Origin of the sequence: Superficieibacter sp. HKU1, assembly GCF_029319185.1 — a bacterium.
GTDB lineage: Bacteria > Pseudomonadota > Gammaproteobacteria > Enterobacterales > Enterobacteriaceae > Superficieibacter.
Map to the genome: position 1 here is coordinate 4355335 of NZ_CP119754.1, position 24442 is coordinate 4379776.

19 protein-coding genes and 1 tRNA gene are annotated in these 24442 nt (G+C 54.7%); 17 read left to right on the top strand and 3 right to left on the bottom strand.

All coding sequences use genetic code 11. From position 1 onward, the window contains the following. Positions 1-141: 141 nt before the first annotated feature. The 9 genes from aspA (at position 142) to P0H77_RS20820 (ending at position 9294) form a co-directional block, all read left to right on the top strand. Positions 142-1578 (top strand): aspartate ammonia-lyase, encoded by a 1437-nt coding sequence (gene aspA / locus P0H77_RS20780; RefSeq protein WP_276159069.1) that lies wholly within the window; start codon positions 142-144, stop codon positions 1576-1578. A gap of 113 nt (positions 1579-1691) precedes the next feature. Further along, positions 1692-2993 carry an anaerobic C4-dicarboxylate transporter gene (locus tag P0H77_RS20785; protein WP_276159070.1) on the top strand — a complete coding sequence of 434 codons (1302 nt, stop codon included), beginning with the start codon at positions 1692-1694 and terminating at the stop codon, positions 2991-2993. Between the two features lie 94 nt (positions 2994-3087). Beyond that, a complete protein-coding gene (gene cutA, locus P0H77_RS20790; protein ID WP_276165187.1) occupies positions 3088-3411 on the top strand; it encodes a divalent cation tolerance protein CutA in 324 nt (107 codons plus the stop codon). Next, the gene (locus P0H77_RS20795) at positions 3387-5108 is read left to right on the top strand and encodes a protein-disulfide reductase DsbD (RefSeq protein WP_276159071.1); all 1722 of its coding nucleotides are present in this window, start codon (positions 3387-3389) and stop codon (positions 5106-5108) included. The genes cutA and P0H77_RS20795 overlap by 25 nt, the downstream gene beginning before the upstream one ends. Before the next feature lie 35 nt (positions 5109-5143). Next, entirely contained in the window at positions 5144-5719 is a 576-nt protein-coding gene (locus tag P0H77_RS20800; RefSeq protein WP_276165188.1) for a transcriptional regulator, read from the top strand. Between the two features lie 91 nt (positions 5720-5810). Further along, a tRNA-Phe gene (locus P0H77_RS20805) sits at positions 5811-5886 on the top strand. 254 nt (positions 5887-6140) lie between these two features. Next, positions 6141-6905, top strand: coding sequence for a gluconate 5-dehydrogenase (gene idnO / locus P0H77_RS20810; RefSeq protein ID WP_276159072.1), 765 nt, complete (start codon positions 6141-6143; stop codon positions 6903-6905). Positions 6906-6928: 23 nt separating this feature from the next. After that, the gene (locus tag P0H77_RS20815) at positions 6929-8218 is read left to right on the top strand and encodes an MFS transporter (protein ID WP_276159073.1); all 1290 of its coding nucleotides are present in this window, start codon (positions 6929-6931) and stop codon (positions 8216-8218) included. A gap of 83 nt (positions 8219-8301) precedes the next feature. Next, positions 8302-9294, top strand: a complete 993-nt coding sequence (locus P0H77_RS20820; RefSeq protein WP_276159074.1) for a substrate-binding domain-containing protein — start codon at positions 8302-8304, stop codon at positions 9292-9294. Positions 9295-9342: 48 nt separating this feature from the next. Here the strand turns inward: P0H77_RS20820 and P0H77_RS20825 are convergent, their stop codons facing one another. Continuing rightward, a complete protein-coding gene (locus P0H77_RS20825) occupies positions 9343-10410 on the bottom strand; it encodes an SDR family oxidoreductase (protein ID WP_276159075.1) in 1068 nt (355 codons plus the stop codon). A 100-nt stretch (positions 10411-10510) separates the two neighbouring features. Here P0H77_RS20825 and P0H77_RS20830 point away from each other — a divergent pair, with 100 nt between their 5' ends. Both P0H77_RS20830 and phoC read left to right on the top strand, forming a co-directional pair. Continuing rightward, a complete protein-coding gene (locus P0H77_RS20830; protein WP_276165189.1) occupies positions 10511-11416 on the top strand; it encodes a LysR family transcriptional regulator in 906 nt (301 codons plus the stop codon). Positions 11417-11601: 185 nt separating this feature from the next. Further along, entirely contained in the window at positions 11602-12348 is a 747-nt protein-coding gene (gene phoC / locus P0H77_RS20835) for an acid phosphatase PhoC (RefSeq protein ID WP_276159076.1), read from the top strand. Between the two features lie 41 nt (positions 12349-12389). Here the strand turns inward: phoC and murF are convergent, their stop codons facing one another. Beyond that, the gene (gene murF / locus P0H77_RS20840; protein ID WP_276159077.1) at positions 12390-13817 is read right to left on the bottom strand and encodes a UDP-N-acetylmuramoyl-tripeptide--D-alanyl-D-alanine ligase; all 1428 of its coding nucleotides are present in this window, start codon (positions 13815-13817) and stop codon (positions 12390-12392) included. A 204-nt stretch (positions 13818-14021) separates the two neighbouring features. Here murF and P0H77_RS20845 point away from each other — a divergent pair, with 204 nt between their 5' ends. The 4 genes from P0H77_RS20845 to P0H77_RS20860 are packed head-to-tail and all read left to right on the top strand — an operon-like array spanning position 14022 to position 18760. Further along, on the top strand, positions 14022-15713 hold the full coding sequence (locus P0H77_RS20845; protein ID WP_276159078.1) for a Mur ligase: 1692 nt from the start codon (positions 14022-14024) through the stop codon (positions 15711-15713). A gap of 23 nt (positions 15714-15736) precedes the next feature. Then, positions 15737-16438 (top strand): cysteine protease LapG, encoded by a 702-nt coding sequence (gene lapG, locus P0H77_RS20850; RefSeq protein WP_276159079.1) that lies wholly within the window; start codon positions 15737-15739, stop codon positions 16436-16438. Between the two features lie 9 nt (positions 16439-16447). Beyond that, entirely contained in the window at positions 16448-18403 is a 1956-nt protein-coding gene (lapD, locus tag P0H77_RS20855; protein WP_276159080.1) for a cyclic di-GMP receptor LapD, read from the top strand. Positions 18404-18418: 15 nt separating this feature from the next. After that, a complete protein-coding gene (locus P0H77_RS20860; RefSeq protein WP_276159081.1) occupies positions 18419-18760 on the top strand; it encodes a tryptophan synthase subunit beta in 342 nt (113 codons plus the stop codon). Between the two features lie 369 nt (positions 18761-19129). Here the strand turns inward: P0H77_RS20860 and P0H77_RS20865 are convergent, their stop codons facing one another. After that, positions 19130-19429: a hypothetical protein gene (locus P0H77_RS20865; RefSeq protein ID WP_276159082.1), complete on the bottom strand. Its 300-nt coding sequence runs from the start codon at positions 19427-19429 to the stop codon at positions 19130-19132. A 112-nt stretch (positions 19430-19541) separates the two neighbouring features. Between P0H77_RS20865 and P0H77_RS20870 the strand changes: the two genes are divergently transcribed. Together P0H77_RS20870 and P0H77_RS20875 are read left to right on the top strand one after the other, a co-directional pair. Further along, the gene (locus P0H77_RS20870) at positions 19542-22820 is read left to right on the top strand and encodes a hypothetical protein (protein ID WP_276159083.1); all 3279 of its coding nucleotides are present in this window, start codon (positions 19542-19544) and stop codon (positions 22818-22820) included. Positions 22821-22858: 38 nt separating this feature from the next. Continuing rightward, positions 22859-24265, top strand: a complete 1407-nt coding sequence (locus P0H77_RS20875; protein ID WP_276159084.1) for a hypothetical protein — start codon at positions 22859-22861, stop codon at positions 24263-24265. The last annotated feature ends 177 nt before the right edge of the window (positions 24266-24442 follow it).

A 24442-nucleotide genomic window follows, 5' to 3' on the forward strand; every position in this document is an offset into this window, starting at 1 on the left:
TTACTGCAATTCGCTATCATCAGCATATGATCGTGGGCACCGGGCCGATTCAGGAGATAATCGTCGGTCAGAAAATACGCATACCCACATAAATACTGCGTATTTGGTGTAATCATTGGCAGCTTGAAAGAGAAGGTTTACATGTTAAACAACATTCGTATCGAAGAAGACCTGTTGGGCACCAGGGAAGTACCAGCGGATGCCTACTATGGCGTTCACACTCTGAGAGCGATTGAAAACTTCTACATCAGTAACAGCAAAATCAGCGATATCCCTGAATTTGTACGCGGTATGGTGATGGTGAAGAAAGCAGCGGCTCTGGCCAATAAAGAGCTACAGACCATCCCGAAAAATGTGGCAAACGCCATTATCGCCGCCTGTGATGAAGTTCTTAACAATGGCAAATGCATGGATCAGTTCCCGGTTGACGTCTATCAGGGCGGTGCAGGAACCTCCGTCAACATGAATACTAATGAGGTGCTGGCGAACATTGGCCTGGAGCTGATGGGCCATCAAAAAGGTGAGTACCAGTTCCTCAATCCTAACGACCACGTCAATAAATGCCAGTCGACTAACGATGCTTACCCGACCGGTTTCCGCATTGCGGTTTATGCCTCTCTCGTCAAACTGATCGACGCCATTCATCAGCTTGGTGAAGGTTTTGAGAAGAAAGCGGTTGAATTCCAGGACGTGCTGAAAATGGGCCGTACCCAGCTTCAGGACGCGGTGCCGATGACCCTCGGCCAGGAATTCCACGCCTTTAACGTTCTGCTCAATGAAGAGACGAAAAACCTGCTGCGCACCGCTGAACTTCTGCTGGAAGTGAACCTTGGCGCAACGGCCATCGGTACGCGTCTGAATACGCCGGACGGCTATCAGGCGCTGGCGGTGCAGAAGCTGGCTGAAGTCAGCAACCTGCCGGTAGTTCCTGCCGAAGATTTGATCGAAGCAACCTCCGACTGTGGTGCTTACGTGATGGTTCACAGCTCGCTGAAACGCCTGGCCGTGAAGATGTCGAAAATCTGTAACGACCTGCGCCTGCTCTCTTCCGGTCCGCGTGCCGGGCTGAACGAAATCAACCTGCCAGAGTTGCAGGCGGGCTCGTCCATTATGCCGGCAAAAGTGAACCCGGTCGTGCCGGAAGTCGTTAACCAGGTCTGTTTTAAAGTCATCGGTAATGACTCCACCGTGACCATGGCCTCAGAAGCCGGTCAGCTTCAGTTGAACGTGATGGAGCCGGTAATTGGACAGGCGATGTTTGAATCCATCCACATCCTTACCAACGCCTGCTACAACCTGCTGGAAAAATGCATCAACGGTATTACGGCCAACAAAGTCGTCTGTGAAAGCTATGTCTACAATTCCATCGGGATTGTCACTTACCTGAATCCGTATATCGGCCACCATAACGGCGATATCGTCGGTAAAATTTGCGCTGAAACGGGCAAGAGCGTGCGTGAAGTGGTCCTGGAGCGCGGGCTGCTCACTGAGGCGGAGCTGGATGATATCTTCTCGGCTCAAAACCTGATGCATCCGGCCTATAAAGCAAAACGTTATACTGATGAAAGCGAACAGTAACGGTTTTTGGCTCACCATGAAGGCACGTCAGCGATGACGTGCCTTTTTTGTTGCTTGCTTTTACTTAATTACAACAATTTAATATCAACTTATTAAAAACAGAGAAGGCATATATGTTTGGTGCAGAACTCGTTATCGTCCTGCTGGCAATTTATCTCGGTGCGCGCCTCGGCGGCATCGGCATTGGATTTGCTGGCGGACTGGGCGTCCTCGTCCTGACGCTTTTTTTTCAAATTACCCCCGGCGCGATCCCGTTCGATGTGATTGAAATCATTATGGCGGTAATTGCCGCGATTGCGGCGATGCAGGTCGCGGGTGGGATGGATTTTCTGGTGAGCCTGGCAGAGCGTATGCTGCGGCGGCACCCGAAGTACATTACCTTTCTCGCCCCCCTGGTGACGTGGTTTATGACCATTCTGGCGGGGACCGGACACACCGCCTTCTCCACATTACCGGTGATCACTGAGGTCGCGAAAGAACAGGGCATTCGCCCTTCTCGCCCGCTGTCTATCGCCGTCGTCGCCTCGCAGATCGCCATTACCGCCTCGCCTATCTCTGCCGCAGTGGTGTTCTTCGCCGGTATTCTGGAGCCGCTGGGCGTCAGCTATCTGACGCTGCTGGCGATCTGTATCCCGGTCACGCTGATCGCCGTGATGCTCACTGCCATCGTCTGTAACTTCCTCGGTGCCGAACTGAAAGACGATCCGGTGTATCAGGAGCGGCTGGCGAAAGGCGAAATCAAACTGCGCGGCAGTCAGGTTTTCACCCTCAAGCCGCACGCCAAACGTTCCGTGATGCTGTTTTTGATCGGTATTATCGCGGTGATGCTGTACGCCACCGCCATCAGCCCGACGGTGGGGCTCATCGCCAACCCGATCCTGCCGCGTAACGAAGCGATCGTGGTCTTCATGTTAACCATTGCGACGCTGATTTGCCTGAGCTGTAAAGTCGATACCGGGGAGATCCTCAACGCCGGGACCTTTAAATCGGGTATGAGTGCCTGTATCTGCGTGCTCGGCGTGGCGTGGCTGGGCGACACCTTCGTTAAACATCATATTAGCGATATCCAGGCGGTTGCGGGCGATCTGCTGAACAGTTATCCGTGGCTGCTGGCGGTGGTGCTGTTTTTTGCGGCCACGCTGCTTTATTCACAGGCGGCAACCACCAAAGCGCTGATGCCTGCCGCGCTGCTGCTCGGCGTCACCCCGCTGACCGCCATTGCCTCGTTTGCAGCGGTCTCCGCACTGTTTGTGCTGCCTACCTATCCGACTCTGCTGGCCGCGGTAGAAATGGACGATACTGGCTCGACGCGCATCGGCAAATACGTCTTTAACCACGCATTTTTAATCCCTGGCGTTATCGCCATCTCGCTGTGCGTGATCCTGGGATTCATTATTGGCGGCATTCTGTTGTAAATGTTGTTAAACGCGGGCCATCGGACGGCCCGCGCAATAAACCCTTTTCTTCCGCCGTGGTATAGTGCCTCTTTTCCCTGATACGAGGTTGATGATGACCACGCCCGACGCCGTTATCGTACTCTGTACCGCCCCTGATGAAGCCACCGCTCAGGATTTAGCTGCAAAAGCACTGGGCGATAAACTCGCCGCCTGCGTCATCCTCCTCCCCGGCGCAACATCGCTGTATTACTGGGAGGGTAAGCTGGAGCAGGAGTATGAGGTACAGATGGTGCTAAAAACCTCATCTGTCCATCAACAGGCGCTGCTCGATTGCCTGAAAGCACATCACCCGTATCAGACCCCCGAACTTCTGGTTTTACCCGTTCTTCACGGAGACAGTGACTATCTCTCATGGCTCAACGCATCCTTACGCTGATCCTGCTGCTGTGCGGCACATCCGCTTTTGCCGGTCTTTTTGACGCCCCCGGGCGTTCAAACTTCGTTCCGGCCGACCAGGCCTTTGCCTTTGATTTTCAGCAACATCAGCACGATCTCACGCTTAACTGGCAGGTCAAAGAGGGCTATTACCTTTATCGTCAGCAGATTAACGTTACCGCTGCGCAGGCGGACGTGGCACCGCTCGCCCTTCCCTCCGGCGAAAGTCATGAGGATGAGTTTTTTGGTAAAAGTGAGATTTACCGCCAGCAACTCTCTGTTCCGGTAACGATCCGTTCCGCCGGGAAAGGCGCGACGCTGACGGTGACGTACCAGGGCTGCGCCGCTGCGGGATTTTGCTATCCACCGGAGACCAGAGTGGTGCCGGTGAGCGAGGTACAACCTCTCCCTGAGGAGAGAGGACAGTCCGGCAGTATGCGAGGGAGCAATGACGCGGATGCTGCGTCCTCGGCGCAGGCAACCGCAGAACTGCCTTTTACCGCGCTGTGGGCGCTGTTGATCGGTATCGGCATCGCCTTTACCCCCTGCGTTCTGCCAATGTATCCGCTGATCTCCGGTATCGTCCTAGGCGGTCAGCAACGGCTTTCCACCTCCCGCGCCCTGCTGCTGGCCTTTATTTACGTTCAGGGTATGGCGCTCACCTATACCGCGCTCGGCCTGGTCGTCGCGGCAGCGGGACTGCAATTTCAGGCAGCACTTCAGCACCCGTACGTCCTGATCGGCCTGTCGATTGTCTTCACCCTGCTCGCGCTTTCCATGTTCGGCCTGTTTACTCTACAACTCCCCTCCTCGCTCCAGACGCGTCTGGCGCTGATGAGCAACCGTCAGCGGGGAGGCTCTCCCGGCGGCGTATTTGCCATGGGCGCGATTGCCGGACTGATCTGTTCCCCCTGCACCACCGCACCGCTTAGCGCTATTTTGCTCTACATCGCCCAGAGCGGTAACCTGTGGCTCGGCGGCGGCACGCTGTATCTGTACGCGCTGGGCATGGGCCTGCCGCTGATTGTCGTCACCGTCTTTGGCAACCGCATGCTGCCGAAAAGCGGACCGTGGATGGAGCAGGTTAAAACCGCATTTGGTTTTATTATTCTCGCCCTGCCCGTCTTCCTGCTGGAGCGGATCATCGGTGATATCTGGGGATCACGCCTGTGGGCGCTGCTCGGCGTGGCCTTCTTCGGCTGGGCCTTCATTACCAGCCTGAAGGCGCAACGCTCCTGGATGCGCCTGGTACAAATTGTTTTTCTCGGCGCCGCGTTGATCTGTGCTCGCCCGCTACAGGACTGGGCCTTTGGCGCACCCGCCGCGACTGAGCAGGCGCATCTGAACTTTACCCGTATCGCCAGTGTAGATGAACTGGATCGGGCGCTGGCCTCGGCGCAGGGCAAACCGGTGATGCTGGATCTCTACGCCGACTGGTGCGTCGCCTGTAAAGAGTTCGAAAAATACACCTTCAGCGATCCGCAGGTCCGTCAGGCATTAAGTCATAGCGTATTAATACAAGCCAATGTGACGGCCAATAGTGCCGCAGATATCGCCCTGTTAAAACGCCTTAACGTACTGGGATTACCGACAATTTTGTTTTTCGACGCCGAAGGCAAAGAGCATCCTGAAAGCCGGGTAACCGGTTTTATGGACGCGTCGGCCTTTTATACGCATTTGCAGAATCTGCCCCGGTAAACGACACTTCAGGGGACAAAATGGAGGAGAACATCGTGCAACGTGAAGACGTCCTGGGAGAAGCCCTTAAATTACTTGAGATAAGAGGGATAGCCAGCACCACGCTTGAGATGGTTGCCGAGCGCCTTGATTATCCACTGGAAGAGTTACAGCGTTTCTGGCCTGACCAGGAAGCATTGCTCTACGACGTATTACGCTATCTCAGCCAGCAGGTCGACGCCTGGCGCAGGCAGCTTATGCATAATGATGAGCTGACCACCGAACAAAAACTGCTGGCCCGTTACGGCGCGCTGACCGAATGCGTGAGCAATCATCGCTATCCAGGCTGCCTGTTTATCGCCGCCTGTACCTTTTACCCGGATCCGGGCCACCCGATTCACCAGCTGGCCGATCAGCAAAAGCAGGCGGCGCATGACTTCAGCCACGAGCTATTAACGCAACTGGAAGTGGACGATCCGGCGATGGTGGCGAAGCAAATGGAACTGATCCTCGAAGGCTGCCTGAGCCGTATGCTGGTGAATCGCAGCCAGACCGATGTCGACACCGCTCAGCGTCTGGCAGAAGATGTGCTGCGTTTTGCCCAGTGTCGTCAGGGTGGTGCGCTGACATAAGCGGCTTTTTGCCGCAAAGTTAAGCAAACAGACAGGATTTCGCGAAATTTCATTGACGCGAATCGGGGATTACGGTTTAATGCGCCCCGTTGCCCGGATAGCTCAGTCGGTAGAGCAGGGGATTGAAAATCCCCGTGTCCTTGGTTCGATTCCGAGTCCGGGCACCACTATTCTAAAGAACCCGCCCACAAGGCGGGTTTTTGCTTTTGAGGAAACTGATTTCGCCTCTTTTTGTAAGCTCTCAACGCGTCCCCCCTTTACCATTTAAAAACGTCCTGTCAGACATAAGTAAACCAGCTTGGCTCGCCCCCTAAATCCAATCCAGATCACAAAACAACCACATCCTTTCTGAGCGATCTTCTTTTTTTACTGTTACGCGTATACAGTTACGCGTAACAGCTACTCAAAAAGAGGTTTTTACATGAAAAATATCTTTAGTCTGGCAGGGAAACGGGCGCTGATTACCGGTTCTGCGCAAGGTATAGGGCATCTGCTGGCGTTGGGTATGGCCGAGCATGGAGCAAGCCTGGTCATTAATGACATTACTCAGGAACGTGCCAGCCAGGCGGCAGAAAAGCTACGCTCGCGGGGCCATGACGCCGTGGGGTATGGTTTTGATGTGACAAATGGCCAGCAGGTGGAAGCGGCGATTGCGCAGATAGAACAGGAAATCGGGCCAATTGATATCCTGGTCAATAATGCCGGGATCCAGCGCCGTTATCCGTTAACCGAATTTCCGGAAGCGGAATGGGATCGGGTAATTGATGTGAACCAGAAATCCGTATTTCTGGTTTCTCAGCAGGTGGCGAAATATATGATGGCGCGCCGTGAAGGAAAAATTATTAATATCTGCTCAATGCAGAGCGAATTAGGTCGCAAAACCATTACGCCCTATGCCGCCTCTAAAGGTGCCGTCAAAATGCTGACCCGCGGCATGTGCGTGGAGCTGGCGGAATATAATATTCAGGTTAATGGTATCGCGCCGGGTTATTTTGCCACGGAGATGACCGAGACGCTGGTGAATGATGAGGCATTTTCCTCGTGGTTATATCAGCGCACGCCTGCTGCGCGCTGGGGTAAACCGGAAGAACTGATTGGGGCAGCGGTCTACCTGGCGGCACCGGCATCAAATTTTGTTAATGGCCATATTCTCTTCGTCGACGGCGGAATGTTAGCTGCAGTGTAAATCCCTTCTCAAAAGGAATGCATATGAACGCTTTTGCTAAATTGCCAGCCCGGCGCTGGTGGTATTTAATGCCGATTATTTTTATTACATATAGTCTGGCTTATCTCGACCGCGCCAATTATGGATTTGCGGCAGCGGCCGGGATTGAAAACGATCTGGGGATCACCAAAGGCACCGCATCGTTAATAGGCGCGCTATTCTTCCTTGGTTATTTCTTTTTTCAGGTGCCGGGTGCGCTGTACGCCGTCAAACGTAGCGTAAGGAAAATGATTTTTTGCAGCCTGATATTATGGGGGATTTGCGCGGCGGCAACGGGCTTTGTCAGCAATATTCCCATGCTGATGGCCATCCGTTTTATCCTCGGCGTGGTGGAAGCGGCGGTGATGCCAGCGATGCTGATTTATATCAGCAACTGGTTTACGAAAACGGAACGTTCACGTGCGAATACTTTCCTGATTCTGGGCAATCCCGTCACCGTGCTGTGGATGTCAATTGTTTCCGGCTATCTGATCCAGGCATGGGGATGGCGCGAGATGTTTATTATCGAAGGGATCCCGGCGGTGCTGTGGGCATTTTGCTGGTGGGTACTGGTGCGTGATAAACCGTCTGAAGTCAGCTGGATGAATGGGAAGGAAAAAGAGGCGCTTCAGCAGGCGATGGATCGCGAACAATCCAACATCAAGCCGGTACGTAACTACGGCGAGGCGATGCGCTCACGCAATGTGGTAATGCTCTGCGCCGTCCATGCATTGTGGAGTATTGGCGTCTATGGCTTCATGATGTGGATGCCCTCCATCCTAAAATCAGCGGCGCAAATGGATATTGTCTCTGTCGGCTGGCTGGCGGCGGTGCCTTACCTGGCGGCGATATGCCTGATGCTCACGGTGTCATGGCTTTCTGATAAGTTCCAGAACCGTAAACTGTTTATCTGGCCTTTGTTGCTCATTGCCTCAGTAGCGTTCTTCTGTTCGTGGATGCTGGGAAGCAATGCCTTCTGGCTCTCCTATGCCCTGCTGGTGGTTGCCGCGGCCTGTATGTACGCGCCTTACGGACCGTTCTTCGCATTAATACCGGAGTTGCTGCCGCGTAATGTGGCAGGCGTATCAATGGGATTGATCAACAGCTTTGGCGCGTTAGGCGCTTTCCTTGGCGCATGGCTGGTTGGCTATCTGAACGGCCTCACCGGCGGACCGGGCGTGTCATATACCTTTATGGCGATTGCGCTGCTGGCATCCGTGGTATTGATGTACTACGTCCGGGCCAACCACGCGTCTTCAGCCCCGACATTACGTGCAGATAATGCGCTTAGCTAATCAGCCCGGACAGGATGCAGTCAATGACTGGCTGTGATAAGGTTCTCTGCGAATTCATTACACCGTGTTTCGCAGAGAACGCCATGAAAAACAACCGGATGACGCTACAGGATATCGCTACGCTGGCCGGGCTCAACAAGATGACGGTCAGCCGTTATCTACGCGATCCTAATCAGGTCTCGCAGCGAAGCCGTGAGCTGATTTCGAAAATCATGGAAGAAAATAACTATATCCCCAATCGCGCGCCGGAAATCCTCCTGAATGCGCGTAGCAAAACGATTGGTGTGCTGATCCCCTCGTTCCGTAACCAGATCTTTGCTGATGTGCTGGCCGGGATCGAGTCGGTAACATCTGCACACCAGTACCAGACGCTGATCGCCAACTATGAGTACGATAGTGAACGTGAAGAGCGCGAAGTACTGAATTTACTTTCCTACAATATTGACGCTCTGATCCTGACCGGAAAAAAACACACTGATCGAATGGTACAATATGTCCGTTCCAGCGGTATTCCTGTGGCTGAGCTGATGGACATTACCGAACATTGTCTGGATATTCAGGTGGGTATCGATAATGAAAAAGCGGCCTCGGAGATGACGCAGGCGTTCCTTGAGGCTGGAAAACGCTCGGTGGCCTTTCTGGGATCGATGGACGATCCGCGTGACGTCAGCCGTTTTCGCGGAGTTGAGCGGACGCTGAGCCAGCAAGGATTAAAACCGTACCACGTTGTTCCGAACGCAATTTCATCCATCGCGCTCGGGCGGCAGTTATTCTTAAAAACCCAACAGGACAGGCCGGATATTAATGCCATTTTCTGCACTAACGACGATCTGGCGGTTGGCGTGCTTCTGGAATGCGAGGCGCAACAAATTAGCGTGCCTGAACAGGTCGCTATTGCCGGTTTTCACGGTCTGGAAATGGGGCGCGCCCGGCTGCAAAAAATGGCCAGCGTCATCACGCCACGCTATGAAATGGGCAGCGTGGCGACGGAAATTTTAATTAAACGCCTGGCAGGGAAAGAAACGCGTAACACTGTAAACCTGGGATACCAAATCTATTACGGTGATACGCTGTGATCCTTTTCGCTGTTGCGGCCCGCCTTGCCTGCAGCAGGCCGCCTCACATTATCCCGGGATCACCTTCTCTTCTTTCAGCTTATCAAACAGCTGAATAAACGAATCGACCGTCGACCGATAGCCCGTAAATCCCGCCTTGCGGCTCTTGCTCATATCCGTGAACGCTTCCATAGGACGGCCTAAATCCGCGTCGGTGTGCCACCAGGACGCCAGCTTAGTGATATCCGCCTCGCGTAGTTGATAACGCGCCGCTATCTCGCGCCACATCTCAGCCGCTTCCTGCATGCGCTCGTCCAGCGGCATCATCTGCGCCGGATAGTCTGCGGCTTCAATACCAAAGTACGCGGCCAGTTGCGGCCATAACCAGTTCCAGCGGAACACGTCACCGTTAACCGTATTGAAATCCTGATTAGCCGCTGCGTCTGATGTTGCCGCCCACAGCAACTGCTCCGCCAGCAGGCCCGCATCCGTCATATCGACCAGACCGTTCCACTGCTCCGGGGAACCGGGGAAGATAAAGGGCCAGCCTTTTTCACGGCACAGCGTGGCGTAGACCGCCAGCGTCTGCCCCATGTTCATCGCGTTGCCAATGGCATAACCAATGATGGTGTGCGGGCGATGTACGCTCCATGTGTAGCCGTATTTTTCCGCCCCGGCAAAAACTTCATCTTCCTGGGCATAGTAGAAGTTATCGACGGGTTGGCGGCCCTGCTCTTCACGAAATGGCGTTACCGGCACATCCCCTTTGCCGTAAGCGTCGAAGGGACCGAGATAATGCTTCAGGCCGGTCACCAGCGCCACATGCGCCCCCTTTAGCCGATCGCCCAGCGCCTCAATAACATTACGCACCATCCCACCGTTGACGCGAATATTCTCCTTCTCATTTTCCTGCCGTGACCAGACGCTGAAGAATACGGCATCCGGTTTTTCTGCCGACAGTACCTCACGAAGCGCACTGGCATCCGTGAGATCTGCGGTCAGGCTGCGGCAACCCTGGGGGATCGCACCGCGACCACGCGATAGCCCCGTAACCTGCCAGCCTTCGCTCTGTAATTTCTCGGCCAGCGCACGGCCAATCACTCCGCTAATGCCCACAATAAGCGCCTGCTTTTGCATGTTAGTTCTCCTGAGATTGCGATATTGTTCAGGGTAGAGGAGAATTTAATTCTTATCTCGTCTATAAATTCATGACATTTTCAACCTGAGTTCATTAATGATGCGTGACCAGCGGCTAAAAGATATCGTTCCTTTTGTGGTGAGCGTTGAGAGTGGAAGCTTTACGGCTGCGGCAGAGCGCTTGTATCTCACCAGTTCGGCCGTCAGTAAAAGCGTTGCGCGTCTGGAAGACAGGCTGGGATCGCGCCTGCTGGAGCGGACAACACGGACGTTGAAACTGACCGATGCGGGAAAAGCGTATTACCAGACGTGCCTGCGTATTATGGACGAACTTGCAGAAGCGGAAGCGATCCTGAAAGCCCAGCGCACCATTCCATCAGGAAGGTTGCGGTTAGCCGTTCCCAGCACTTACGGACGTCTGGGGGTGATGCCGTTACTCATTCCTTTTTGCCAGCAGCATCCTGACGTTGAACTCAGCGTGACGTTCTCCGATCGCTTTATCGATCTGTTTGACGAAGGGATTGATGTGGCCGTGCGGATAGGCGGCCCGGCGGATCTGCCTGCGTCGCTGGGTAGCCGACAAATGGGCCGCGAGCGCATGGTCTTTTGCGCGACCCCTGAGTATCTTGATCGTACTGGCCGCCCGACCAGTGAAAGTGAGTTATTGCAGCATCGGGCCATCCTCTATGAGCGTGCCGATGGCAGCACTAAACCGTGGCTGTTTACAACCGCAGATGGTCACCCCCACTGGCGCACGGTTCCGTATTGTATGGCGCTGGGAGACGTGGATGCGCAGGTGCAGGCGCTCTGTGCTGGCCTCGGCGTAGCGCAGATGCCATCGTGGCTGATTCGTGAGCCGCTTTCACGCGGGATGCTGGAAATTATTCTGCCGGAGCAGCAACCCGACGGACTGCCGCTGTCCGTGGTCTGGCCGCGCCGCAAACAATTACTCCCCAAGGTAGATTCGCTGCTGGCGGCGCTGAGCGCATTAGAAATCGCCTGTTAAGGTTATTCTCCAGTACAAACCTGGTTTGCGATGGTTAATTTCGCATTTCATCGTTATGGAATAATGAGTTAACTATCTTTTTAATTGTTACAGTTTTGTTTCAATTGAGACCATAGTCACAGCTCATTTTGCCAAAAAAGCTACACTAGACCAGCTGATAAAACGACAAAATGCAAAGGGCTATTATGAAAAAATTATTATTACCACTGGGACTTTCGTTATTATCTTTTAACGTTTTCGCATTATCCTCACCGGGCGACGATGCTACCACCAAACCTGACTTATATTATCTGAAAAACGATCAGGCGATTAATAGCCTGGCACTTTTACCGCCGCCGCCGGAAGCGGGCAGTATTCAGTTTCTGAACGATCAGGCGATGTATGAAAAAGGCCGTCTGCTGCGTAATACCGAGCGCGGAAAGCAGGCAGCGGCGGATGCCGATCTTGCTGCTGGCGGCGTTGCTAACGCGTTTTCGGAAGCGTTTGGGCATCCTATTACCCAAAAAGACTCACCGGAGATCTATAAGCTATTAACTAATATGATTGAAGATGCGGGCGATTTGGCGACCCGTGGCGCGAAAGAAAAATATATGCGCATCAGACCGTTCGCCTTTTATGGCGTCCCGACCTGTAATACCAAAGATCAGGAAAAATTATCGACGAACGGCTCTTATCCCTCCGGACATACGTCGATTGGCTGGGCAACGGCGCTGGTGCTGACAGAAATTAATCCGCCCGATCAGGACAAGATTTTGAAGCGCGGTTATGAGTTAGGGCAGAGCCGGGTGATCTGCGGTTATCACTGGCAAAGTGATGTTGATGCGGCACGTATTGTCGGTTCCGCGATTGTGGCGACACTTCACTCCAATCCGCAGTTCCAGCAACAGCTTGAGAAAGCAAAGCAGGAGTTTTCGGGTTTCGCAAAACAATAATCGTCATAATAAACCGGACTATACGTCCGGTTTATTATTAGTCAGCGTTTCTCATTTCTCGCCATCATCCATTCCACTAATTGATGCGTATTCGCGCTGTGCGAACCTTTAAACAATACGGTATCACCCGGCTGGATCAGAGTTAATAACTCCGCTTTTATTTCATCGACAGTCGAAAAAAAGCGTCCTTTTTTATTTTCATCCAGCGCCTGCCAGCATTCCGCGTAATGTTCGCCGATAAGATAAACACGATCGATATTACTGCGATTAACCTTCTCCGCAAGCCCGGTATGATAACTCACTGCGTCCGTGCCCAAATCCGCCATCTCATCCAGTATCGCTATCCTGCGGCCTGCCAGCGGCTTTTCACTCAGGTTCTCCAGCGCGGCCTGCATTGAACCGGGATTGGCATTATAGGCATCATCAATTATGGTGAAAACACAACCGCTAACTTCAGCTGTAACTTCCCTTCCCCGTCCGGCCAGCGGCATAAAAGAGATTATTTTTTCAATCGCGGGTTCCAGAGGATAATTCAGTGCCGCGACGGCGGTGAGCGCTGCAAGGCTATTTATAGCCATATGCTGTCCGGCTGCCGACAATGAATAGTTTAACGTTTGTCCGTTAATCTGTGCCGCCACCTGATTTCCCGCAGCATTATAATGAAGTAACCGGCTGTCGCTCTCAGGATGATAGCCGTAGGTTAGCACCCTAAGCTTGCGGCTTAATGCCTTCTCAAGGACCGTTTCCCACTCCGCCATATCGCGGTTCAGAATGGCGATATCACCTGCCGTCATGCCCTGGAATATGGCGCTCTTGGTTAAGGCCACATCCCGCAACGTGTGTTTTTCTCCAAGATGCGCTGGCTGAATATTCGTGAAGATCGCTACTTTTGGCCGCGCCATGCGCGAGCTGACGCCCATGCGGCCAATGGCCATCTCGATGACCACATTTGGCGTATCCCACGGAATAGACGCCAGGTTCCAGGCCACGCCGCGTGGGAGGTTAGCCGTAAGCCGACTTTGCCCCACCGGCCCCCATGCTGACAGCGCGGCGGCCAGCATAGCCACCGTGGTCGTTTTGCCCGCGCTACCGGTAACGCCAATCACATTGCCGCTCATCTTGTTACGCGCATAGCGGCCCATCGCCAGCAGGGCTTCCGTACCGTCAGCGACCTGAAGAAGCGGAATATGCTCCATTTTAATCGACTGAGGATCGGTAGTGATAATGCAGGATGGCGGCGTGGCCATTCTGGCAACCACGCTTGCCAGCATGCCGCAATTATCCGTCGCTGAACGGACTATAGCCATATTACCAGGCAGGATGGCGGGCGCAAAAATTGAAACTCCGGTTGCTGCCCAGTCTGCGGGGGGATGACGTACCCAGGTACCTGAGGTCGCCAGTACAACATCATTGGCTGTCCAGAACGCAGAAACGCTCTCTGCATTACCCGATATATCGTGTTCGCCCACGGCTAATCCTCTTTACTCACGTCCCGGCACCGCACTTTAATATATAAATGCTGTGAATAATTACTGACAGAATAACCGTTTCTCTCTGCGCTGGCGAGAGCCTGTCATCGCCGAATATTGCGGGCAGTCATATTTCAATATATTAATGTGTGTTATAACTTCCGGCAAAATCAAAGGTTCTCGCACGGAATGCCAGGAGTTGAAATGTCATTGAGTCATTTATTGGCGCGCATTCGCCCAGCCGCTGAAAAACTGAACATTGCGGCGCTTCCCGATCCTTACCCGGCGTACGTCATTTTTTTCAGCGTCAGCGATGGCAAAGCGCGTGCGCATACACATATCGCGCGGGGTGCGAACTTTGATTTGGCCTGGCAGAACGGTGCGCAGGCGCTTCAGCGTTGGCAAAAACGGCAGACAAACGAGCCTGTCTGGCTGCGTGTGGATTGCGTTAATAGTATTGAGGCGCTGCGTTGGGAGACGTTACAAAACAAACTCAGCAAAACGAAACGTAATTACTTTCGTTTCGGGTTAAGTTTTGATCCGTCTTTTACCCACGCCATTCTCGAGCAGGAAATAGCTGCCGGGGCGCTGATGTATCAGGGAACAGAGGGCGTCGCAACGCCAAACGCCGTTAATCTGGCCTCATTTTCACGTCGTCGTTTTAACCACGAACTGCACTGGCCTGAGGAAGCCGACCAGCTACTCTGGCGCTTTACCACCCGCGCGGTATTCACGGACGGTACAAAAACTTACCCCATTGAATCAGCAGGTAAAAACGCCGGTTATCGTCAGCTTCCCGACTGGCAGGAGAAGACGCTGGAGCAGATGATCCACAGCAGCACCGACTATCTGGCGCGTCAGGTAAAAAAATCAGGATGTTATGATTACGGCTGGTTTCCCTGCTTCGATCGCCCCATTCCCACCTACAACACGTTGCGCCACGCCAGTTCGACGTATGCGCTGCTGGAAGGCTGGGAAGAAACGCGCAATCCCGCGCATCTTGCCGCCATCATCCGGGCGCTGGACGATCTCTCTACCCGCTTAATTAAAACCTTTACCCTGCCGGACGGTAGTGAAGCAGATTTTCTGGTGGATACCGGCGATGAAATCAAGCTGGGTGGCAATGCGGTGACGATTCTGGCGATGACCAAGTATACCGACTTGACCGGCGACACGCGTTTTCTGGCGCAGATGCACCGGCTGGCAAACGGCATTGCCGCGATGCAAAATCCGCAGACCGGCGGTTTTGTCCACGTCCTGCATGCTGCCGACCTGTCTGTCAAAGCGGAACACCGGATTATTTATTACGACGGCGAAGCGGCCTTTGCCTTAATGCGCCTGTACGGATTGACCCGGGAACCTCGCTGGCTGGCGATGGTAGAGCGGGCAGTTGATTATTTTATTGAGCAGAAGCACTGGCAGGCGCACGATCACTGGCTGAGCTACTGCATTAATGAACTGACACTTTATCGTCCTCTGGAACGCTATTACCAGTTCGGCCTGGATAACGTGCGCGATCATCTGGATTTCGTACGCCACCGTATTACCACCTATCCCACCTTGCTGGAATTAATGATGGCGGCCTCGCGAATGCTGACGCGTCTTGCGGATTCAGAGCATAAGCATTTACTGAAGGGTTTTCCGTTAACAGCGTTTTATGAGGCTCTGGAAATACGCGCGCGCTATCTGGCAAACGGCTTTTTCTGGCCGGAACTGGCGATGTTTTTTAAAAATCCGTCGCGCATTGTCGGCAGTTTTTTTATTCGCCACCATAGCTATCGCGTCAGAATAGACGATGTCGAACATTACCTTTCCGGCTACGTGGCGTATCACAACTATCACCGCAGCGGTTCGCCGACATTGAACGAAGCGGCAGAGCCAGACTATACTCGCTGACTCGCCTGCCCAGAAAAAGATCGATGAACCGATGCCACGTTGGTATTCAGCCTGCCCCTTTCCGGCGACGATGGTTATCGTTCTGGGTAGTGACGCTGCTTATCGTTTCGTGTGGGCTTGGTGCGGGCTGGGATTTTAATGCGATTACGCTTCGCACCCGCGATCTTTATGGCCCGGCGTCTCCGGCGGCGCAGCAGCGTATTAACGAATGGGCCGCGCTGCTAAAAAATCCGCCGCCTGCCAGCGTGCAGCAGAAATTAATGCTGGTTAATCAGTTCTTTAATTCGCGGATGGATTTTCGCGATGATAGTGTAGTCTGGCATCAACAGGATTATTGGGCCACACCCATTGAGTTTTTACGCAAAGGCGCAGGAGATTGCGAGGACTACGCGATCGCGAAGTATTTCACATTACGTGAAATGGGGGTTCCTGCTAACCAGCTACGTATTACTTATGTTAAAGCGTTAACGCTAAATCAGGCGCATATGGTCGTCACCTGGTATTCCACACCGGATGCGATCCCGCTTGTGCTTGATAACCTGAAAACGGCTATTTTACCCGCCACTCAGCGAACCGATCTGCTTCCCGTATATGCCTTTAACGGTGAAGGATTATGGCTTCCGCAGGCTGGCGGAAATAAACGTGTAGGTGACAGCAAACGTCTTTCCCGCTGGCAGGATCTTCTCACCAGAATGCGTGCAGAAGGATTTGAACTTAATGAATAGGAAGTAGCCATGTCACTTTATAAACAGCTACTAATTGGTATATGTCTGTTTACGTTTATTCTTTTCTGCGGCAACTTTGTAGTGACGCTGGAGAGTTCGCGCGATCAATATCGTAACCAGCTCAGCGCACATGCGCAGGACGCTGCCACCGCGCTGGGATTGTCGTTAACTACGCATATCGACGATCCGACTATGACCGAACTGATGGTCAATTCTATTTTTGACAGCGGCTACTTCTACAGTATCCGGGTCATCGACGTTAAAACCGGCAAAGCGATTATCGAGCGCAGCGACACCCCGCAGAGCGCCAGCGTACCCCAGTGGTTTGTGAAGCTGGTGGCGCTGAATCCGGGAATGGGTGACGCCATTGTGATGCGTGGCTGGACCCAGGCGGCACGCGTTGAAGTGGTCAGCCACCCGATGTTTGCGCTGGCCCGCCTGTGGAACAGCACCATCGCCAGCTTTCTGTGGCTGATCGGCTGTAGCACACTGTGTGTACTGGGCATGATCCTGTTATTGCGTCGCCGCCTGCGTCCGCTGAACTACATTGTCGGACAGGCGATTGCCATCAGCCGCCGGGAGTTTCTCAACTTATCTGCACTGCCCAAAACGCCCGAGCTGCGTCGGGTGGTTGACGCCATGAACATGATGGTCACTCAGCTTCAGGCGCTTTTCCGCGAGCAGGCCCAGCGCACGGAGACCCTGCGCCAGGAGGCGTACCACGATCCGCTCACTGGCGTCAGCAACCGCCGGGCCTTTGACATCCACTTACAGTCACGGTTGAGCGATGAGGAGAAAGCCTCCGGGCACCTGATCCTGCTGCGCGTTCAGGATCTGGCAGGTCTCAACCAGCGGACTGGCGGAGCCAGGACCGATGAACTCCTGCAGGCTATCGCCCACCTTCTGATGGAGATCCAGCAGCGTTTTTTCCACGCGGGCAGCCTGCTGGCCCGCGTGCGGGGCGGTGAATTCGCCCTTATCGTGCCGGGCATATTGCCGCAGGAGATGGAGACGCTGGTCAACATGCTTAGCACTCAGCTTAAGGCGCTGCATGAAACCGGACTGAGCGATGTCACGCCCGTTGCGCATTTTGCCCATGTGCCTTTTCACTATGGCAATACCCCGCAGGTTGTGCTTTCTCAGGCCGATCAGGTACTGGCGATGGCCGAGACTGAGATGCGTTACTTCGCCACCCACAATGGCAATTCGCTGGCGACAGCCGACGCGGAGCCGGAAGACGATCACCATGTCTGGCATACACGTCTGACGTCGGTCCTGCAAAACGAGTCGTTCGAACTGTTTGCCCAGCCGGTTTATGAGTGCAACCATCAGCGCATTGCTATCCATCACAAGATCCTCGCCCGCATTAAAATGCCGGATGGCGAGATGATCGCAGCAGGCCGGTTTATGCCGTGGATCCACCGTCTGGCGCTGGGCCGCCGTATGGATCTGGTTATGCTGAAGCAGACGCTGCGCGTAATGGAGAAAAACGACGATTATCTGGCGCTGAGCATCAGCGGTGAAAGCGTGGCGGACGATGCGAGCCTGAACGCCCTGCTACACCCTCTCAAACAGGCACCGCATCTCGCCGCTCGCCTGACGCTCGAACTGGATGAGAACGAACTGCCGGATCCCGAGCGCGTCAACATCCTGATGAAGAAGCTGCGCGAGACCGGCTGTCGCCTGGGTCTCCAGCACTTTGGTGGACGCTTTCACCTCGTCGGTAACCTGCCGCAATGGGGACTGGCGTGGATCAAAGTGGACGGCAGCTATATCCGTAATATTGATACCGAAGCGGATAAGAAACTTTTTATTGAAGCTATTTATTGGGCCACCCGTCAAATTAACCTGCCGCTGATTGCCGAGCGGGTTGAGACTGAGGGCGAACTCACCGTGCTGGAGAAAATGGGGCTTTATGGTGCCATGGGCCGCTACTTTGCCGATGCCAGCACCTTAACCCGCTAATCAAGGAGATTAACCATGCACTATATCGAGCGCGATACCGAGGGTCGTGTCATCCGGGTTGAGGATGAGCCTTTTATCGGGATGACGGAGCAGAGCGCCGACCTCACTTCCGAACTCGGTCAGTGGTACAAAAAGCAGGAAGCCAGAGCGGCAACGTTATTACAGTTGCAGCAAAGCGATCTTGAGATGGTCCGTGTACTGGAAGACCTGATCGAAGTGCTGATGAGTAAAGGCATCATCAGCATTACCGACCTGCCGCCAGCCGCACAAGTAAAACTCGTTAACCGGGCGCAGGCGCGTCGAACATTAAGCGGTCTGGAAGGCTTGATCGCCGATGAAGATGAAGGGTTAATTTAGCACTACTACATTCTCATTATCGTAAACAGGTTAAAAAAGCTTATGCTGCATAAGCTTTTCCTTAGCCTGCTAACAGAAATTTACAATACCTTCAATCAATCCCTCTTATTTTTCCCCACCCGGTTAACAACTTAAGCAAAACTTTACTTGAATCAAAAAAAATCAGTTATAGAAGTGTTACTTTTTTTGAATAACGTAAGATATTAGCCATGCTTAATTAGTGACCTTTTGGTATTGTATGCTCAAAAACCAAACGGAATGATTGGTGAACGGCAAGTTATAGGGGAAAGTGAGATGAGTAGCGTGGCGGGGATCATCAAATCCGTAATCGGACAAGTATTCGCGATCGCTCCTGACGGGAGCAAACGTTTACTGGTCGAAGGCGATCGCCTTGTTGAGGGTGAACAGGTACAGACAGGCGTATCTGGAGCCGTCAGCATTACTCTGGACGGAGGTAAAACCCTCGATCTCGGCCGCGACACCACCTGGAATGGTCAAGCCGTTTCCACCCACTCTGTCACCGATCAGCAAACAGACATTGCGGCTCTCCAGCAAGCCATTGCCGACGGTCAGGACCCGACACAAACGCTCGAAGCCCCTGCCGCAGGTCCACAAACAGATAACAATACCCCCATCACCGGCGGAAGCGGCGGCGGTTCCCATACGCATGTTGTCCTCGATCTCACTGCTGAGATCGTCGATCCCACTGCCGGTTACCCCACCGTCGGCCTTGATTTTCCTGATGGTACGCCGCCAGAAGAGCTAACGCTGCTGGATACGGATGATGGAGATGCGGATGCGGATGCTGATGCCGATGCCGATGCAGACTCTGATTCTGACGCAGATGCAGATGCCGACTCTGATGCTGATGCCGACTCTGATGCAGATGCCGACTCTGATGCCGATGCCGATGCCGACTCTGATGCAGACGCCGACGCCGATGCCGATGCAGACTCAGATGCGGACGCTGATGCTGATGCCGACGCTGATGCCGATGCAGACTCAGATGCGGATGCGGACGCGGATGCCGACTCAGACGCCGACTCTGATGCAGACGCCGACTCTGATGCTGATGCCGACGCAGATGCAGATGCAGATGCAGATGCAGATGCAGACTCTGATTCTGACGCAGATGCGGATGCGGACGCCGATGCCGACTCTGATGCAGACGCCGACGCCGATGCCGATGCCGACTCTGATGCAGACGCCGATGCCGATGCCGACTCAGATGCGGACGCTGATGCCGACGCAGACGCCGATGCGGACGCTGATGCGGATGCTGATGCCGATGCCGATGCCGACGCAGACGCTGATGCCGATGCTGATGCGGACGCGGATGCGGATGCCGACGCAGACGCCGATGCGGACGCTGATGCGGATGCGGATGCCGACGCTGATGCCGATGCAGACTCAGATGCGGACGCTGATGCCGACGCAGATGCAGACTCTGATGCCGATTCAGATGCAGACGCAGACGCAGACGCTGATGCCGATGCGGACGCGGATGCGGACGCTGATGCGGATGCCGACGCAGACGCCGATGCAGACTCAGATGCGGATGCGGATGCGGATGCGGATGCAGACTCTGATTCTGACGCAGATGCCGATGCTGATGCGGACGCGGATGCCGATGCTGACGCTGATGCCGATTCAGATGCAGACGCAGACGCAGATGCCGATTCAGACGCTGATGCCGATGCCGATGCCGACGCAGACGCTGATGCCGATGCGGATGCTGATGCCGACGCAGACTCTGACGCTGATTCCGATGCGGATGCGGATGCGGATGCCGACTCTGATGCCGACGCCGATGCAGACGCAGACGCCGACGCTGATGCGGATGCAGATGCAGATGCAGATGCAGATGCAGATGCAGACTCCGATTCTGACGCAGATGCAGATGCAGATGCGGACGCCGATGCTGACGCTGATGCCGATGCAGACTCAGATGCGGATGCGGATGCTGATGCCGATGCAGACTCAGATGCGGATGCGGATGCTGATGCCGATGCAGATGCAGACTCTGATGCGGACGCTGATGCCGACGCAGACGCTGATGCGGATGCCGACGCTGATGCCGATGCAGACTCAGATGCGGATGCGGATGCGGACGCTGATGCTGATGCCGATGCGGACGCCGACGCCGACGCCGACGCCGATGCTGACGCTGATGCCGATGCTGACTCAGATGCGGACGCGGATGCCGATGCAGACGCTGATGCGGATGCAGATGCAGACTCCGATTCTGACGCAGATGCAGACGCCGACTCTGATGCTGATGCCGATGCAGACGCTGATACGGATGCAGATGCGGATGCGGATGCGGACTCAGATGCAGACGCTGATGCAGATGCAGACTCAGATGCTGATGCCGACGCAGACGCCGACTCAGATGCCGATGCAGACTCAGATGCGGATGCGGACGCGGATGCAGACGCCGACTCTGATGCTGATGCCGACGCAGACGCCGATGCGGACGCTGATGCTGATGCCGACGCCGACTCTGATGCTGATGCGGACGCAGATGCAGACTCTGATTCTGACGCAGATGCAGATGCAGACTCTGATTCTGACGCAGATGCGGACGCTGATGCTGATGCCGATGCAGACTCAGATGCGGATGCGGACGCGGATGCCGACTCTGATGCAGACGCCGACTCTGATGCTGATGCCGACGCAGATGCGGACGCGGATGCCGATGCCGATGCTGACGCCGATTCAGATGCAGACGCCGACGCAGACGCCGATGCGGACGCAGATGCGGACGCGGATGCCGATGCCGATGCTGACGCCGATGCTGATGCTGATGCTGATGCAGACTCGGATGCGGATGCCGATGCCGACGCCGACTCAGATGCCGACGCCGACTCAGATGCAGACGCCGACGCAGACGCGGATGCAGACGCCGACTCTGATGCAGACGCCGACTCTGATGCAGATGCTGACGCTGATGCAGATGCAGATGCAGACTCTGATTCTGACGCAGATGCAGACGCTGATGCGGATGCGGATGCCGACGCCGACGCCGACTCAGATGCAGACGCCGACGCAGACGCAGACGCAGACGCTGATGCCGACGCAGACGCTGATGCCGACGCAGACGCTGATGCCGACGCAGACGCCGACGCAGACGCCGATGCTGACGCTGATGCAGATGCAGATGCAGACTCTGATTCTGACGCAGATGCAGACGCTGATGCCGACGCAGACGCGGATGCTGATGCCGACGCAGACGCTGATGCGGATGCCGACGCCGACTCAGATGCAGACGCCGACGCAGACGCAGACGCTGACGCTGATGCCGACGCAGACGCTGATGCCGACGCAGACGCCGACGCAGACGCCGACGCCGACGCAGACGCCGATGCTGACGCTGATGCAGATGCAGACTCAGATGCTGATGCCGACGCAGACGCCGATGCAGACTCAGACGCTGATGCCGACGCCGACTCTGACGCTGATTCCGATGCTGATGCTGATGCGGATGCCGACGCAGACGCTGATGCCGACGCAGACGCTGATGCCGACGCAGATGCAGATGCTGATTCCGATGCGGATGCAGACGCTGATGCGGATGCCGACGCAGACGCAGACGCAGACGCTGATGCAGACGCCGACTCTGATGCAGATGCAGATGCAGACTCTGACGCTGATGCCGACGCAGACGCTGATGCCGACGCAGACGCGGATGCCGATGCCGATGCCGATGCCGATGCCGATGCCGACGCAGATGCAGACGCCGACGCTGATGCCGACGCAGACGCAGACGCTGATGCCGACGCAGACGCCGACTCTGACGCTGATTCCGATACGGATGCCGACGCAGACGCCGATGCCGACGCAGACGCTGATGCCGATGCCGATGCCGACGCAGACGCAGACGCCGACGCAGACGCCGACTCCCACACCGATCTCGACGTCAAAGTCGACGTTGCCCAAAATACGGTACAAACGGGTAGTGAAGTCATCCATATCAATGGTGGCAGCAAGGATCCCAACGGGTTCGATATTCAGGATGGCAAGATTGTTGCCATCGGCTCAAACGTTCGGGTATGGCTAACTCCGACCAGTCCGGATGGCAAAATCGCGGGCGATAGCGTGCCAGCGCACGATAATGCTTCGCAGATTAAATATTACGATCAGTCCAGTAATGCGAACACGGATGACGCTGCCAAAGGCTATAGCGATATTTTCGTCGTCAGCGGTCATACTGGCGGCTATTACCAGCAGGGTGACTGGCAGCCGGGCCAGGCGCAGTTCCGGGATCTGAAGGGCATTACCGGTAATGGCGGCGTTGCGCAGGGCGATGCCGGAAAAGACTATATTTTTGTGTCGGGAAATAGCGAGAATTACAACGTTAGCTATAGCTCGAATAATAATGCCAGTTCGCAGAATAATACTTATGACGGCCTGAAAATTACCGATAAAACGACCGGTAAAGGGCTGTATGAAAACGCCAACCATATTGAAGGCGTGATTTTTGGCAACGGTACAACCTCGTCGTCGGGGACCACGACGACGACGGTGACCACCACCACGGTTCAGCATATTACCGTGGATATTCATCTGGCGTTGGCCAGCGATATTACGGATGCCCATCTCACCCAGATTACCCTCACAGGTATTCCGGAAGGCGCAACATTTACCGGTAATCATAGTGCGGTGAGCTGGGATCAGGGCGTCTATACCCTGACGCTGAACGGTTCGACGTTTGATGGTCAGTTGACGGTGGATTTGCCGGAGGGCCAGAGCAAGCTGGGCGATATCACGCTGGGCGTTGACTCTACCGTAGCCGATCATCATCAAACTGAATTCACCATAAATGGTGAAAACGGCACCCATTATGATAACAGCGATTCGGCAGTGACCGCCGATGAGCATCATAGTGATGCGACCGCCCATACGTTGATAATGTCGCATGAAGACAGTGCTGATACGTCACACGATCATACTGATGCCCACGAGCAAACGGACGATCACAGCCGCCAGGCGGACACGCAAAGTGACAGTCACGAAGTCACGCAACACGAGACAGTAACGCCTGATGAAGATCACCAGACCGCCGGACTTATTGATGATAGCGAACTGCATCTGAGTCAGGAGCCGGGCAGCGCCACGGTCACTGAAGCGGATACTCGTCCTGCGACGCCAGAGGATACCTCGCTCAGCAATCTACTGGATGACAGTCAGGACGATCGCGCCACTACACCAGAGCATGCTCAGACGGCGACAGTCGATCACGCTGAAGCCGATCACGGTGTCGCCTCGATCCTGACAACGGACGGTCCGATCCAGCTCAGCGATGTCGTCAGCGATGCGGATGACGGCAAAGATCTCACCAGCCTGATCCCGACGATCGAGCCGGGGCCAGCGACAGATCACAGTGCGGGTGTGGAAGCCAATACGCCAGCGGTGCCTGATGCTACCCCCGCCGAAAGCTATCATGCTGTCGACGAGTCGCTGGTCGAAAACCTGATCGCGAAACCGGAAGAACTGCACGGTTAAACGTATCCGTCGTTATCCCACCGGCCCGGAGAGGATAACGGCATTCATGCAGGAGCCTGGGCATAAATCCTCCCTGTTTTATCAGAACGGGGAATGAAAAGTTAATTATCTGAAGACATCATCTCTGACGGACAAAAGCCTCTGCTCAGGGAAATGATCGTTAGCAAAGGACGACCT

Coding starts and splice junctions, on each gene's coding strand:
- aspA (WP_276159069.1), top strand. CDS start 142: ATGTTAAACAACATTCGTATCGAAGAAGACCTGTTGGGCACCAGGGAA.
- P0H77_RS20785 (WP_276159070.1), top strand. CDS start 1,692: ATGTTTGGTGCAGAACTCGTTATCGTCCTGCTGGCAATTTATCTCGGT.
- cutA (WP_276165187.1), top strand. CDS start 3,088: ATGACCACGCCCGACGCCGTTATCGTACTCTGTACCGCCCCTGATGAA.
- P0H77_RS20795 (WP_276159071.1), top strand. CDS start 3,387: ATGGCTCAACGCATCCTTACGCTGATCCTGCTGCTGTGCGGCACATCC.
- idnO (WP_276159072.1), top strand. CDS start 6,141: ATGAAAAATATCTTTAGTCTGGCAGGGAAACGGGCGCTGATTACCGGT.
- P0H77_RS20815 (WP_276159073.1), top strand. CDS start 6,929: ATGAACGCTTTTGCTAAATTGCCAGCCCGGCGCTGGTGGTATTTAATG.
- P0H77_RS20820 (WP_276159074.1), top strand. CDS start 8,302: ATGAAAAACAACCGGATGACGCTACAGGATATCGCTACGCTGGCCGGG.
- P0H77_RS20825 (WP_276159075.1), bottom strand. CDS start 10,410: ATGCAAAAGCAGGCGCTTATTGTGGGCATTAGCGGAGTGATTGGCCGT.
- P0H77_RS20830 (WP_276165189.1), top strand. CDS start 10,511: ATGCGTGACCAGCGGCTAAAAGATATCGTTCCTTTTGTGGTGAGCGTT.
- phoC (WP_276159076.1), top strand. CDS start 11,602: ATGAAAAAATTATTATTACCACTGGGACTTTCGTTATTATCTTTTAAC.
- P0H77_RS20845 (WP_276159078.1), top strand. CDS start 14,022: ATGTCATTGAGTCATTTATTGGCGCGCATTCGCCCAGCCGCTGAAAAA.
- lapG (WP_276159079.1), top strand. CDS start 15,737: ATGAACCGATGCCACGTTGGTATTCAGCCTGCCCCTTTCCGGCGACGA.
- lapD (WP_276159080.1), top strand. CDS start 16,448: ATGTCACTTTATAAACAGCTACTAATTGGTATATGTCTGTTTACGTTT.
- P0H77_RS20860 (WP_276159081.1), top strand. CDS start 18,419: ATGCACTATATCGAGCGCGATACCGAGGGTCGTGTCATCCGGGTTGAG.
- P0H77_RS20865 (WP_276159082.1), bottom strand. CDS start 19,429: ATGCGTATGGGAACCGCCGCCGCTTCCGCCGGTGATGGGGGTATTGTT.
- P0H77_RS20870 (WP_276159083.1), top strand. CDS start 19,542: ATGATGGAGATGCGGATGCGGATGCTGATGCCGATGCCGATGCAGACT.